This window comes from Nonomuraea sp. NPDC052634 (assembly GCF_040678535.1).
In the GTDB taxonomy this organism is placed as follows: domain Bacteria; phylum Actinomycetota; class Actinomycetes; order Streptosporangiales; family Streptosporangiaceae; genus Nonomuraea; species Nonomuraea fastidiosa.
On record NZ_JBFATY010000012.1, the window covers coordinates 1 to 12,693 of the forward strand.

A 12,693-nucleotide genomic window follows, 5' to 3' on the forward strand; every position below is an offset into this window, starting at 1 on the left:
TCACAGTGGCGACGTCGGCATCAAGCCCGCGCCCGCCGCTGCCATTACCAGCGACAGCGACGAATCATCGATCACTAAATGCGGCTGGAGTATTAGGCACGTCACGGGTTCGCCTCTTTCCGGCCCCGGCGCGCACTGCCGGGAGCCGGGACGGGTGAAGCCGCGAAAAGCCGTCCGCCGCGGCCCGGGCACGGGCCGCGGCGGACGGCGGAAGGGCCGTACGGGACCGTTCAGTAGGGCAGGCTCCAGGCGGCGAACGCCTTGCGCAGCGAGGGCGCCTTGAACTTCGGATACGCCACCGTGCTCACGTCACCGTCGGAGGTGTAGCGCATGTCCGGGTTCTTCTTCAGCCAGTCGAGCCACGCCTCGGAGCAGAACTGCGCGCAGTCGCCCTTCTTCTCCATGACCTTGATCCTCGGGATGCCTGCCGGGTCGAACGCCTTGCTGAACGGCGACTGCGCCGGGGTGTAGCCGGCCAGGAACGCGCCGGCGTGCTTGTACGACTTGCCGCGCAGCGCCCACTGCTTCTTGTTCGGCTGGTTGCCGTACGGCAGGGCGATGGTGACCGGCTTGATGTACGACAGCTCCTGGATCTGCTTGCCGATGGTGCCGATCTGCTCCTCGACCTCCTTCTGCGAGCGGCCGCGCAGGTTGAGGTGGTCGCGGGTGTGGTTGCCGATGTCGAAGCCGTTGTCCTTGAGCCAGAGCAGCGCCTGCGCCTGCTCCTCGCGGACGGTCCTGCCGAACATGTCGCGCGTCACGTAGAAGGTGGCCTTCGGCTTCCAGCCCGGGTGCTTGGCGGCGACCTCTTTGAGTATCGCGACCGCGGTGTCCTTCTGGGGCACGCCGAGCGCGTTCAGCGTGAGCTGGGAGGGGGATGAGTCGTCGAACGTGAGCACCACGGGGTGCTTGCCCGCGGGGATGTCGATCTTGCCGGTGACCAGCTCGGCCGCCGAGATGGGCACGTAGTCCTCTTTCACCAGCCGTTCCAGGTCGGCCCTGAACTGCGCGGGCGTCCGGTCGTCGGTGGTCTGCGGCTTGGGCACGATACGGTGGAACATCAGCACCGGGATCTGCCCGAGCTCGTTGGCCTTGACCGCGGCGGCGCGCTTGATCTTGGCCGCCCTCTCCGCCTTGGCCTTGGCGACGGCGTCCACCTTGTTGCCGGCCATCTTGGCGGTCTCGGGCTGTGAGCCGCAGCCCGTCAGGATGGCGGCGGCGATGAGCGCCCCCAGCCCACTCAGAATTCGCAGTCGCATCCTAACCCCCCGAAACGCGTACGACTGTTCTGAGCTGGCTCTTACCCACGTGATCAACTACGCCACGCCGTCGCGGCGGTCAAGACCTGGGAAAACGCCGCGATCAAGGCCGCCAAGACACGCCCGGGGACATCGATGGCGAAGGGCCGGTGACAAGAGAACGGCCCCTGCCGGAGGGCAGAGGCCGTCGCGGAGAACGAAGGTCCTGTTCAGGCGGACATCTTCTTCTTGAGGTTCTCGTCCAGAGCGGCGAGGAATTCCTGCGTGGTGAGCCACTTGGCGTCGCCGCCGACGAGGAGCGCGAGGTCCTTGGTCATCTGGCCGCCCTCGACGGTCTCGATGCAGACCTGCTCGAGCTTCTCGGCGAACTCGGTGACCGCGGGGGTGTTGTCGAGCTTGCCGCGGTGGGCGAGGCCGCGAGTCCACGCGAAGATCGAGGCGATCGGGTTGGTGGAGGTGGGCTTGCCCTGCTGGTGCTGGCGGTAGTGGCGGGTCACGGTGCCGTGGGCGGCCTCGGCCTCGACGGTCTTGCCGTCGGGGGTCATCAGGACCGAGGTCATCAGGCCGAGGGAGCCGAAGCCCTGGGCGACGGTGTCGGACTGGACGTCGCCGTCGTAGTTCTTCGCGGCCCAGACGTAGCCGCCCTCCCACTTGAGCGCCGCGGCGACCATGTCGTCGATGAGGCGGTGCTCGTAGGTCAGGCCGGCCTTCTCGAACTCCTCCTTGAACTCGGTCTCGTAGACCTCGGCGAAGATGTCCTTGAAGCGGCCGTCGTACGCCTTGAGGATCGTGTTCTTCGTGGAGAGGTAGACCGGGTAGTTGCGGGCCAGGCCGTACCGCATGGAGGCGCGGGCGAAGTCGCGGATCGACTCGTCCAGGTTGTACATCGCCATCGCGACGCCGGGGCCGGGGAAGTCGTAGACGTCGAGCTCGATCGGCTCGGAGCCGTCCTTCGGCGTGTACGTCAGGGTCAGCGTGCCCTCGCCGGGGATCTTCAGGTCGGTGGCGCGGTACTGGTCACCGAAGGCGTGACGGCCGACCACGATGGGCTTCTTCCAGCCGGGCACGAGCCGGGGCACGTTGCTCATGATGATCGGCTCACGGAAGATCACGCCGCCGAGGATGTTGCGGATGGTCCCGTTGGGGGACTTCCACATCTTCTTGAGCCCGAACTCCTCGACCCGCGCCTCGTCCGGGGTGATGGTGGCGCACTTCACACCGACGCCGTACTTCTTGATGGCGTTCGCGGCGTCGATGGTGACCTGGTCGTCAGTCGCGTCTCGGTTCTCGATGCCGAGGTCGTAGTACTTCAGGTCGATGTCGAGGTAGGGAAGGATCAGCTGGTCCTTGATGAACTGCCAGATGATCCGGGTCATCTCGTCGCCGTCGAGCTCGACGACGGGGCCCTCCACCTTGATCTTGGGCATGCGAATGGTTCCCCTTCAATGAATGGATGCGTTGAGGCTATCGGACCGTCAGGTCACGGGGCGAAAAGGGACAGGATGATCGCTTTCAGCTCGTTGTTACCGAGCAGGAGCGAGGTCAGCACGAGTACGAATCCGGATACGGACATGGTTATGACGTCGACCTTCTTGCTCCTGATCGCGAGCTGACCGCCGTATCCGGCGAAGCGCAGAGCGCCGGCGATCATGATGACGGCCCCCAGCACGAACCCGCCCCAGCGCGGGTCGGCCATGAACATGGTGAGCACACCGGCGGCCGCACCCACCAGGATCAGCGGGTACGGCCCCCAGGTCTCGCGTTCGGTCCCGTTGCTCAACGCTCTTCTATCGGCTTCCACTTCTGGTCGGTCTCACCGATGTACTCACTGTCGGGGCGGATCAGCCGGTTGTCGGCGTGCTGCTCGATCACGTGAGCCGTCCAGCCGGACATGCGGCTGACGGAGAAGACCGGCGTGAACAGGTCTGTCGGAATGCCAAGGTAGTGGTAGACGGAGGCGGCGTAGAAATCGACGTTCGGATAAAGACCCTTGGCCTCGAAGACGACCTCCTCCATCTCCTTCGACATCCGGTAGTAGGTGTCGTCTCCGCTGGCCTCGGCGAGCTCGGCGGACATGCGGCGCAGGTGCGTGGCGCGGGGGTCCTCGGTCTTGTAGACGCGGTGGCCGAAGCCCATGATCTTCTCGCCGCGGGCGAGCTTGTCGCGTACGGCCTGGGCGACGCCGCTGGGCGAGATCGACTCCAGCGTCTTCATGACCTGCTCGTTCGCCCCGCCGTGCAGCGGGCCCTTGAGGGTGCCGATGGCGGCGACGATGGCGGAGTGCATGTCCGACAGCGTCGCGGCGCACACCCGGGCGGCGAACGTGGAGGCGTTCATGGTGTGGTCGGCGTGCAAAACCAGGCACTCGTCGAAGATCTCGACCTCGCGCGGGTCGGGGGTGCGGCCGGTGACCTGGAGCAGGAAGTTCGCGGCGATGCTCAGTGACGGGTCGGGGTCGGGGAGCTCGGCGCCGGTGCGTGCGGCGTGGTAGCGGGCCACGAGCAGCGGCTGCTGCGCCACCAGGCGGGCGGCCTTGCGCAGATTGGCCTCGTGTTCGACGGAGTCCTTGTCGGGGTCGTCGGCGCCGGCGAGGGAGACGAGGGAGCGCAGCGCCTCCATCGGTTTCTGTTTCTCGGCGATTTCGGCGATGTTCGCGGACACCAGGGCGCCCAGCTCGCGGCCCCGCGCCAGCTCCTCGCGGTAGGCGTCGAGCTCTGAGCGGGTGGGCAGCTTGCCACGTTGGAGCAGGTGTGCGGTCTCCTCGAACGTCGCGCGGCCGGCCAGATCGTGGATGTCGTATCCACGGTAGAAGAGGCGACCGGCCTTTCCGTCGATGTCGCTCAGCGCGGTGGACGCGGCGACGACATCGGCCAGACCTTTCGTGGGCTTGTCCGCCATGAGTGTTTCCTCCGCTTATCTCCGCCCGAAGTCTACCCGTGAGCAGGCAAAACCGGCTGTAAAGGTCCAGACCAATTTCACGACGGATTCTCCTTACGGCAAAGGCGATTCCGCATCCCCTCGGTTGGGTAAGCCGGAGCTGTAGTAATAGTTACGGCGGGCTACCTGGGGAGGAACTGCCGTGGAGGGGCCGTTCATACGCATCGAGGACACTGGCGAGGTGGTCCCGTTGCGCCCCGAGATCACGACGGTCGGAAGGGGCCGGGGTGTCGACATCCGGCTCACCGACCCCAGCGTGTCTCGACTCCATGCCGAGTTCGTCAGACGAGGACCGTACCTGTATGTCGTCGACCTGGGGCTGTCCAGGAACGGCACGCGGGTGAACGGCAGGCCGATCGCCCGGAGGGTCCTCGACGACGGCGACGTCGTGTCCTTCGGCGCGGCGCGCGGCCGGATCGGTGGAGTCCCCCGTGAGGACTTCACCCCGGAGGTCGAGCTGCGCAGGGCGGCGGCACCCGAGCTGACCAGGCGCGAGGTCGATGTGCTGACCTCGCTCTGCAGGCCGGCGCTGTCCGACGAGGCGTTCGTCGCTCCGGCGACGGCACGCGAGATCGCCGACGACCTGGTCGTGACCGAGGCCGCGGTCAAGCAGCATCTGCTGCGGCTCTACCAGAAGTTCAGGATTCCCGAGGGCACCAACCGGCGCACGCGCCTCGCCAACGAGGTCGTGGCGCTCGGTCTGGTCCGCCCGACCCCCGTGGTGCCACCGCAGAGGTCGTCGGGAGCCGCCCCCGAGCAGGCTTCGGCCGCCGGGCGCAGGGCTTCGTAGTCTCGGAGTCTCAGGATCGCGACCTTCCTTCGCGACCGGGGCCACGGCGAGGGGTTCCGGCAGCGTCGGAACCTGAACATCCGACACCGTGCCCCTTTTCCCAAGGGGCACGGGCGCGGGCATCGGCGTACGCCTGCGGGCAGGGGGCGCACGCCGCGGCCCGCCGCCGGCATGGCCGGCGACGTGGCCGGGCTCAGCGCGCCCTGAAACAGGGCGGACGCCGCGTCAGATCACCCGGAAGCCGTTGCTCGGCTTGCTGGTCCGGTTGGCCCGGTCCACCGCGAGCGCGTAGTAGTGGTGTCCGCGCCTGCCGTCGGGGTCTACCCAGCGGACCTGCCGGTCGCCCGGCACGATCGCGACCAGGTTGCGGGCGTCGTCGAAGGCGCCGGGGCCCGCGGGCCGGTCGAAGCGGAAGACGGCGTACAGGAAGGGCTCTTCCCTGCCGGTCGCCACCATCCGCACCTCGACCCCGCCGTGGCGGTGCAGCGCGTACGCCACCACCGGCCGCGACGGCGCCTTGCCGCGCGCGAGCCTGGGCAGCACGGGCGCGAGCGCGGGCCGCTGGTAGTGGTCGGCGACCGCGGTGGAGATGGAGCCGATCCTGTCCACCTTGACGTCGTTGGCGTTGTACCAGATGTCGCCGCTGATCTCGGGGTGGTCGCGGTTGAGCGTCAGGTGCCTGGACAGCTCGTCCGGCTGCTGCCACTCGGGCGCCTGCGCGGGATCGCCCGCCTTGTACGCCGCCTGCCCGATCCACAGCAGCGTCTCGGTGCCCGCGGCGACGTCGGCCCACCACGGCACGAGCTTGGAGTAGTCGGCCGGCGGCTGCCCGATGTACCAGTAGAGCTGCGGCGCGATGTAGTCGAGCCAGCCCTTCTTGACCCAGCCGCGGGTGTCGGCGTGCAGGTTGTCGTACGACTGGCCGCCGTTGGTGTCGGAGCCGAGCGGGTCGCTGGCCTTATTGCGCCAGATGCCCGACGGGCTGATGCCCCAGGCGATCTCCGGCTTGGCCTCGAGCACGCGCTGCTGCATCTCCTGGACCATGAGGTCCACGTTGTTGCGCCGCCAGGCGGCGAGGTCGGGGAAGCCGGCCCCGTACTTGGCGAACTCCTCGGCGTCGTCGAAGTCAGTGGTGTTGGTCGGGTAGAAGTAGTCGTCGAAGTGCAGGCCGTCGATGTCGTAGCGGAGCACCGCGTCCATCATCGCGTCCTGGCAGAACTTCCTGACCTCGGGCATGCCGGGGTTGTAGTAGAGCTTGCCGCCGTAGGCCACGATCCAGTCCGGGTGCTTGCGCCCGGGGTGGTCGGGGTGCAGCTGCGCGGGGTCGGCCTGCATCGAGACGCGGTACGGGTTGAACCACGCGTGGAAGGCCAGGCCGCGCTTGTGCGTCTCCTCGACGGCGAACTTCAGCGGGTCGTAACCGGGGTCCTTGCCCTGCTCGCCGGTGAGGTACTGCGACCACGGCTCGTACGGTGACGGCCAGAACGCGTCGGCGGTGGGCCTGATCTGCACGAAGACCGAGTTGAGCTTGCGCTGCACGGCCACGTCCAGCCAGGCGAGGTATTCCGCCTTCTGCTGCTCGGCGCTGAGCCCCGGCTTCGACGGCCAGTTGATGTTGACCACCGACGCGATCCACATGCCGCGCATCTGGCGCAGCGGGGGCACGTACCCGGGCTGTGCGAAGGCCGGGAGGGGAACGGCCGATGCGGCGGCGGCGAGGGCGAGACCCTTCAGGAGAGTCCTTCTGCTGGGCATGGGGGGTGCCTCTCGGAAGTGGTTGTATCGAAGGCGACGATGACAGAAAATTACCTTCAGATCAACAACCGTGAAGGAAAATGCCGATGAGCGGTGACCTGTACAGACTGGCGAGGACGGTGCTGCATCCGGGGTTCGAGGGGACCTCTGCTCCCGACTGGCTGCGCCGCGCGCTGGGCGAGGGTCTGGGCGGCGTGGTGCTGTTCGCCCGCAACGCCATCGGCGCCGGCCTGATACGCGAGCTCCGGGCCGAGAACCCTGACGTCGTCATCGCCATCGACGAGGAGGGCGGCACCGTTACCCGGCTGGAGGCGGAGGACGGCAGCTCCTTCCCCGGCAACCGGGCGCTCGGCGTGGTGGACGACGTGCGGCTCACCGAGCGGGTGGGCCGCCAGATCGGCAGGATGCTCGCCGACCTGGACATCACGCTCGACTACGCGCCCTCCGCGGATGTGAACGCCGACCCGGCCAACCCGGTGATCGGCGTTCGCTCGTTCGGGCCCACGGCCGAGCTGGTCTCCCGCCACACCGCCGCGTACGTGCGGGGCGTGCAGGGCGCGGGGGTGGCCGCCTGCGCCAAGCACTTCCCCGGGCACGGCGACACGGTCACCGACTCCCACCTGGCGCTGCCCACCGTGCACGCCTCGCGGGAGCTGATCCAGGAGCGCGACCTGCCGCCGTTCCGCGCCGCGATCGAGGCCGGAGTGCGCTCGATCATGTCCGGCCACCTGCTCGTCCCCGCGCTCGATCCGTCGCTGCCCGCGACGCTCAGCCGTACCGTGATGACCGAGCTCCTGAGGGGCGAGCTCGGTTTCGACGGGATGCTGGTCACCGACGCGATCGAGATGCGGGCGGTGGCCGCCATGTTCCCGCCGGGCGAGATCGCCGTGCGCGCGCTCGACGCCGGCGTGGACGCGATCTGCGCCGGGCTGATCGACGAGGACGGCCTGCGCGCGATCGTCGAGGCGATCGTCGCGGCCGTGCGCGAGGGCCGGCTGGCCGAGGACCGGCTGGCGCAGGCCGCCGCGCGGGTGCGGGAGCTGTCCTCCTGGTACGCGGGCCAGGCCGAGCTGCGCGCCAAGGTCCACGGCGACGTGGACGATGAGGTGGGCCTGGACGCCGCCCGCCGCGCGCTCACCACGACCGGCACCGGCAGGCTGGAGCGCCCCCCGCTGGTCGTCGAGGTCAACACCCGGCTCAACAGGGCCATCGACGCCGACACGCCGACCGGCGTCTCGGCAGCGCTGACCGCCCTGCTGCCGGGCACCGCGAGGATGCGGCTCGAGCAGGACGGCGAGCTGCCGCCGTTCGACGACCGGCCGGTGGTGCTGGTGGTGCACGACGCGGCCAGGCACCCCTGGGTGCGCGAGACGGTCGCCAGAGCCCAGGCCGCGCGGCCGGATGCGATCGTGGTGGACACGGGCGTGCCCGCACCTGCCGGATCCGGGACGCACGTTCACACGCACGGCGTCTCCCGGGTGTCGGCGCAGGCCGCGGCCGAGTGGCTGGTCCGATGAGCGTCGAACCGGCGAACCCCGTGGCGGCCGTACGCGCCGTCCTGCCCTCGCTCACCCCTGCCGCGCAGTCGATCGCCCGCCTCATCGTGGACGACCCCGGCCTCGTCGTGCGCAGCACCATCACCGAGTTCAGCGCCGTGTCGGGGACGAGCGAGGCGACGATCGTGCGCACCGCGCGGGCGCTCGGCTTCGCGGGCTACTCGCAGATGCGCTTCGCGCTGGCCGCCGCCGTCGCCAAGGAGCCGGAGCGCCTGGTGCCCGGCGACCTCGCGCCCGACGACCCGCTCACCGACGTGATCGCCAAGGTGGCGCGGGCCGAGTCCGAGGCGCTCGCCGACACCGCCGCCCAGCTCGACCCCGACCGGCTCGGCGAGGTCGTCAAGGCCATCTCGGAGGCGCGGCGCATCGACGTGTACGGCGTCGCCGCATCGGGCCTGGTGGCCGCCGACATGTCGCAGAAGCTGCTGCGGATCGGGCTGTCCAGCCACCCGTTCAGCGACGCCCACCTGGCGCTGACCAGCGCGGCCCTGCTGCGCGAAGGCGACGTCGTGGTGGCGGTGAGCTGCAGCGGCGAGACGCCCGACGTGCTGGTGCCGGCCCGCACCGCCTCGGAGGCGGGCGCGCTGGTGGTGGCCATCACCGACAACCCGCGCTCGTCGCTGGCGGGGCTGGCCGACCACACGCTGGTCTCGGCGGGCCGCGAGACGGCCTTCCGCCCGGCCGCGCTGGCCAGCCGGATCAGCCAGCTCCTCATCGTGGACTGCATCTTCGTCGGGCTGGCGCAGCGGCGGTACGAGACGGCGGAGGCCGCCATCCGCGTCACCCGTGAGGCGACCGACCGCTATCGCAGCCGGCAGTCCCGCTGACCGCTTAGAACGGATATTTCGCGATATCGCCCTGCATCGTGACCCACTGGGTCTCGGTGAAGGCGTCGAGGTTCGCGCGCGTACCGCCGAAGCGGCTGCCGGTGCCCGAGGCGCCCACGCCGCCGAACGGCGCCACGGCCTCGTCGTCCACGGTCTGGTCGTTGATGTGCACGATGCCGGTCGGCACCTGCTCGGCCAGCGCGAGGCCCTTCATGACGTCCTTGGTGAGGATGCCGAGCGACAGGCCGTACTCGGAGTCGGCCGCCAGCGCCGCCGCCTCCTCCAGGGTGGAGAACGTGGTGACCGGCGCGACCGGGCCGAACACCTCCTCGGCGTACGCGGGCGCCTGTCTCGGCACCTCGGCCAGCACCGTCGGACGGTAGAACAGCCCCTCGTACGAGCCGCCCGCCGCGAGCCTGGCCCCGGCCTCCACGCTCTCGGTGACCAGGCGGTGCACCCGGTCGCGCTGCCCGGCGTCGATGAGCGGGCCCAGCGCGACCTGCCCGATGGCCGGGTCGCCGACCGGCAGGCCGTCGGCCTTGGCGGCCAGGCGCTCGACGTACTCGCGCGCCACCGACTCGTGCACGATGTGCCGCCCTGAGGTCATGCAGATCTGGCCCTGGTGGAAGAACGAGGCCCACGCGCCCGCCGAGACCGCCGCGTCCAGGTCGGCGTCGTCGAAGATCACTAACGCCGAGTTGCCGCCCAGCTCCAGGTGCACCCGCTTGAGCGCGCGGGCGGCCGCCTCGCCGACCTTGCGGCCGGCCGCCGTCGAGCCGGTGAAGGAGATGACGGGGACGTTCGGGTCGGCGACCAGCGCCTGCCCGGCCTCGGGGCCTCCGGGCAGCACATGCAGCAGCCCAGGCGGCAGACCGGCCTCCTCGAAGACGCGGGCGATGGCGTATCCGCCGCAGACGGCGGTGCGCTGGTCCGGCTTGAACACCACCGCGTTGCCCAGCGCCAGCGCAGGGGCGACCGACCTGATGCCGAGGATGAGCGGGAAGTTGAACGGCGCGATCACCCCGACCACGCCGACCGGCACCCTGCGGGCGAAGCTGAGCCGCTTGCGCGCCGTGGGCAGCACCTCGCCGGCCGGCTGGCCGGCCAGCGCCGCCGCCTCGTAGCACTCCTGGGCGGCCACGTGCGTCTCGAACGCGGCCTTGCCCGGCACCCCGCCCGACTCCCTGACGATCCAGTCCTGGATCTCCTGGGCGTGCTCTTCGAACAGCCGCCCGGCGCGGCGCAGCAGCGCGGCACGCTCCTCGTACGGGGTCGCCGCCCAGGCCCGCTGCTCCCGCCCGGCCGTCTCGGCGGCGGCCGCCACGTCGCCGGCGCCGGCCGTGCCCGCCCGGCCGAGCTCGTTGCCGGTCGCGGGCTCGATGACGGGCGCCTCGCCGGCCCGTGACGCGGTCCAGCTCCCGTCGAAGATCATCCCGGTCCATGTCTTCGGGTCAAGGAACGTCATTGTCGCGCCTCCTCAGGGGCTTCAGGGCTGGAACCGCTCGTCCACCGCCACGGCCACGTCGAGCAGCAAGGGGCTGTCGCGGTCCGGCAGCACGGGCATGATGTCGTCGAGTACGGCGGTCAGCTCGGCGTGCGAGCCGACCTTGACGGCCGGGCAGCCGAGCGACCCCGCCAGCGCGGCCATGTCGATCTCGGTGAACGCGGGCCACGGCGCCTTGCCGCCACCGTGCCGCTCGGCCAGCCGGTCCATGATCGCGTACCTGCCGTTGGCGAGCACCACGAACAGCGCGCCGACGCGGTAGTGCGCGGCGCTCCACAGGGCGTGCAGGCCGTAGAGCGCGGAGCCGTCGCCGGTGACGGCCACCACGGGCCGGTCGGGCAGCGCCATCTTCAGTCCCACGGCGGCGGGCAGCGCGAACCCGAGCCCGCCCATCGCCGCCGACAGGAAGCCGAGCGAGCTCCTGGCGGGGACGAGGCGGTGCAGGTCGGGGCGGGCGGACGGGGTCTCCTCGATCAGCGCGGCGTCGGCGGGCAGCCGCGCCGCCAGCTCGCGCAGCACGTCGGCGGGCCGAAGGGGCCCTTCCGCCGTACCGACCTGCGGCTCTTCTGACGGCCTGCGCTCCAGGCGCGGGCGCTGCGGGAGCAGGGCGGCCAGGCGGGCGCAGACGGCGGACGGCGCGGCCAGGACCGCGAGGCCGGCCGGGCTGCGGTGGGCTTCTGCGGGGTCGTCGGTGACCAGCGCGACGGCGGTGCCCTGCGGCACCAGCGGCCCCGGCACGTACGGGTACTGGCGGAACACCGGCGCCCCCACGGCGAGCACCACGTCGTAGGCCGCGAGCACCTCGCGCAGCCTGGCCCTGTCGGCGGGCAGCACCCCGGCGTACTGGGGATGGTCCTGGGGGAACCCGGCCCGCCCGCCGAACGGCTCCTGGTGCACCGGGCAGCCCAGCCGCTCGGCCAGCTCCACGAGCGCGTCCCACCCCTCGCGGACGCCCGCGCCCGCCACGATCGCCGGCCTGCGCGCCCCGGACAGCAGCTCCAGCAGCGGGGCCAGCTCGGCGTCCGAGACCGCGGTGGGCCGCACCAGCCGGGCCGGGGCCGCGACGATCTCGCCGTCGAACGGCGCGGCCCAGTCGTCCATCGGCACCACGACCAGCGCGGGCCCCCGGTGGGTGCGCGCCTCGTGGACGGCCCTGGCGACCGCTCCCGGCACGTCCTGGGGACGTACGGGCTGATCCACCCGGACCGGGTAGTCACCGGCCAGCCCCGCGAGCCGCCCGGCCAGGAACGGCTCAAGCGCGAGGTGCCGCCGGTCCTGCTGGCCGACGAGGACGACCAGCGGCACCCGGTTCTCGCGCGCGGTCGCGAGCGCGCCGACGGCGTTGCCCAGCCCCGCCGTGGTGTGCAGGACGGCCGTCGCGGGCGCGTCGCGGCCGATCGCCCAGCCCGTCGCCATGCCGACCACCGAGCCCTCGTGCAGACCGAGCACGAAGCGCAGGTCGTCGGGGAGCCCGGTGAGCAGCGGCACCTCGGTCGAGCCCGGATTGCAGAACAGCGTGGTCAGCCCGTGGCGGCGCAGCACGTCGAACACGGCGTCCTTGACGGTGGTCATCGGTTCCCCCTCGCCCGCTGGATCCGCCGGTAGACGTGCCCGCGCAGCGCGCCGAAACGCGGCAGCGACCGGGTGGTGAGGATCGCGAGAGCGCGACGCACGGGCCGCTCCCCTTTCGTTCGCTCTGCGCACAGGTGTTCTCGTGCCGAACACCCCCGTATCGCGGAAGCTACGCTCCTGCAGGCCGCTGTCAAGGGGGCATCCCATGGCCGACCACGTGCAGTCGCTCACCCGCGGGCTCGCCGTGATCTCTCCACAGCACACGACGCTGCCATCGCCTCGCGCTCTGCCAGCAGTCCCGCCATGGCGGCGTGCCCCCGCCGCTTCCCCGGCGTCCGGCGCGTGCGCCGGGGCCGGAGAGCCGTCCGCGGGCACGACGAAGCCGGCGCCTCACGTGTGGCGGGGCGCCGGCTGGAACCGCCCGCTCACCGCTCCCGACGCGGCCGGCGCCCACAGGCGTTGGGACGCCGGCGTGAGCTCGGCGGGAGCCGCC

At 70.9% G+C, this 12,693-nt stretch carries 10 protein-coding genes; 3 read left to right on the top strand and 7 right to left on the bottom strand.

Features of this window, described 5'->3' with window-relative positions:
- Nucleotides 1-230 precede the first annotated feature (230 nt).
- From AB0K67_RS34170 to AB0K67_RS34185, 4 genes are all read right to left on the bottom strand, one after another.
- Nucleotides 231-1,259 (bottom strand): polysaccharide deacetylase family protein, encoded by a 1,029-nt coding sequence (locus AB0K67_RS34170; protein WP_364068392.1) that lies wholly within the window; start codon nucleotides 1,257-1,259, stop codon nucleotides 231-233.
- Between the two features lie 209 nt (nucleotides 1,260-1,468).
- Nucleotides 1,469-2,686: an NADP-dependent isocitrate dehydrogenase gene (locus AB0K67_RS34175; protein ID WP_364068393.1), complete on the bottom strand. Its 1,218-nt coding sequence runs from the start codon at nucleotides 2,684-2,686 to the stop codon at nucleotides 1,469-1,471.
- A 53-nt stretch (nucleotides 2,687-2,739) separates the two neighbouring features.
- On the bottom strand, nucleotides 2,740-3,039 hold the full coding sequence (locus AB0K67_RS34180; RefSeq protein ID WP_364068395.1) for a DUF3017 domain-containing protein: 300 nt from the start codon (nucleotides 3,037-3,039) through the stop codon (nucleotides 2,740-2,742).
- Nucleotides 3,036-4,157, bottom strand: a complete 1,122-nt coding sequence (locus AB0K67_RS34185) for a citrate/2-methylcitrate synthase (protein ID WP_364068397.1) — start codon at nucleotides 4,155-4,157, stop codon at nucleotides 3,036-3,038. Before AB0K67_RS34185 ends, AB0K67_RS34180 begins: the two co-directional genes overlap by 4 nt.
- A gap of 181 nt (nucleotides 4,158-4,338) precedes the next feature.
- On the opposite strand from AB0K67_RS34185, the gene AB0K67_RS34190 reads away from it, so the two are divergent.
- Nucleotides 4,339-4,986 (top strand): FHA domain-containing protein, encoded by a 648-nt coding sequence (locus AB0K67_RS34190; RefSeq protein WP_345396031.1) that lies wholly within the window; start codon nucleotides 4,339-4,341, stop codon nucleotides 4,984-4,986.
- Between the two features lie 225 nt (nucleotides 4,987-5,211).
- Here the strand turns inward: AB0K67_RS34190 and AB0K67_RS34195 are convergent, their stop codons facing one another.
- On the bottom strand, nucleotides 5,212-6,741 hold the full coding sequence (locus AB0K67_RS34195; RefSeq protein ID WP_364068399.1) for a family 10 glycosylhydrolase: 1,530 nt from the start codon (nucleotides 6,739-6,741) through the stop codon (nucleotides 5,212-5,214).
- Between the two features lie 86 nt (nucleotides 6,742-6,827).
- Here AB0K67_RS34195 and AB0K67_RS34200 point away from each other — a divergent pair, with 86 nt between their 5' ends.
- Together AB0K67_RS34200 and AB0K67_RS34205 are read left to right on the top strand one after the other, a co-directional pair.
- A complete protein-coding gene (locus tag AB0K67_RS34200) occupies nucleotides 6,828-8,258 on the top strand; it encodes a glycoside hydrolase family 3 N-terminal domain-containing protein (protein WP_364068401.1) in 1,431 nt (476 codons plus the stop codon).
- Entirely contained in the window at nucleotides 8,255-9,124 is an 870-nt protein-coding gene (locus tag AB0K67_RS34205; protein WP_364068403.1) for a MurR/RpiR family transcriptional regulator, read from the top strand. The genes AB0K67_RS34200 and AB0K67_RS34205 overlap by 4 nt, the downstream gene beginning before the upstream one ends.
- Before the next feature lie 4 nt (nucleotides 9,125-9,128).
- Here the strand turns inward: AB0K67_RS34205 and AB0K67_RS34210 are convergent, their stop codons facing one another.
- A complete protein-coding gene (locus tag AB0K67_RS34210; RefSeq protein ID WP_364068405.1) occupies nucleotides 9,129-10,589 on the bottom strand; it encodes a benzaldehyde dehydrogenase in 1,461 nt (486 codons plus the stop codon).
- Between the two features lie 21 nt (nucleotides 10,590-10,610).
- Nucleotides 10,611-12,200 (bottom strand): thiamine pyrophosphate-dependent enzyme, encoded by a 1,590-nt coding sequence (locus AB0K67_RS34215; RefSeq protein WP_364068407.1) that lies wholly within the window; start codon nucleotides 12,198-12,200, stop codon nucleotides 10,611-10,613.
- Nucleotides 12,201-12,693: the final 493 nt, after the last annotated feature.

Bases quoted from the DNA above. Each gene is read 5' to 3' on its own strand.
- AB0K67_RS34170 (WP_364068392.1), bottom strand. From the start codon at position 1,259: ATGCGACTGCGAATTCTGAGTGGGCTGGGGGCGCTCATCGCCGCCGCC.
- AB0K67_RS34175 (WP_364068393.1), bottom strand. From the start codon at position 2,686: ATGCCCAAGATCAAGGTGGAGGGCCCCGTCGTCGAGCTCGACGGCGAC.
- AB0K67_RS34185 (WP_364068397.1), bottom strand. From the start codon at position 4,157: ATGGCGGACAAGCCCACGAAAGGTCTGGCCGATGTCGTCGCCGCGTCC.
- AB0K67_RS34195 (WP_364068399.1), bottom strand. From the start codon at position 6,741: ATGCCCAGCAGAAGGACTCTCCTGAAGGGTCTCGCCCTCGCCGCCGCC.
- AB0K67_RS34200 (WP_364068401.1), top strand. From the start codon at position 6,828: ATGAGCGGTGACCTGTACAGACTGGCGAGGACGGTGCTGCATCCGGGG.
- AB0K67_RS34205 (WP_364068403.1), top strand. From the start codon at position 8,255: ATGAGCGTCGAACCGGCGAACCCCGTGGCGGCCGTACGCGCCGTCCTG.
- AB0K67_RS34210 (WP_364068405.1), bottom strand. From the start codon at position 10,589: ATGACGTTCCTTGACCCGAAGACATGGACCGGGATGATCTTCGACGGG.
- AB0K67_RS34215 (WP_364068407.1), bottom strand. From the start codon at position 12,200: ATGACCACCGTCAAGGACGCCGTGTTCGACGTGCTGCGCCGCCACGGG.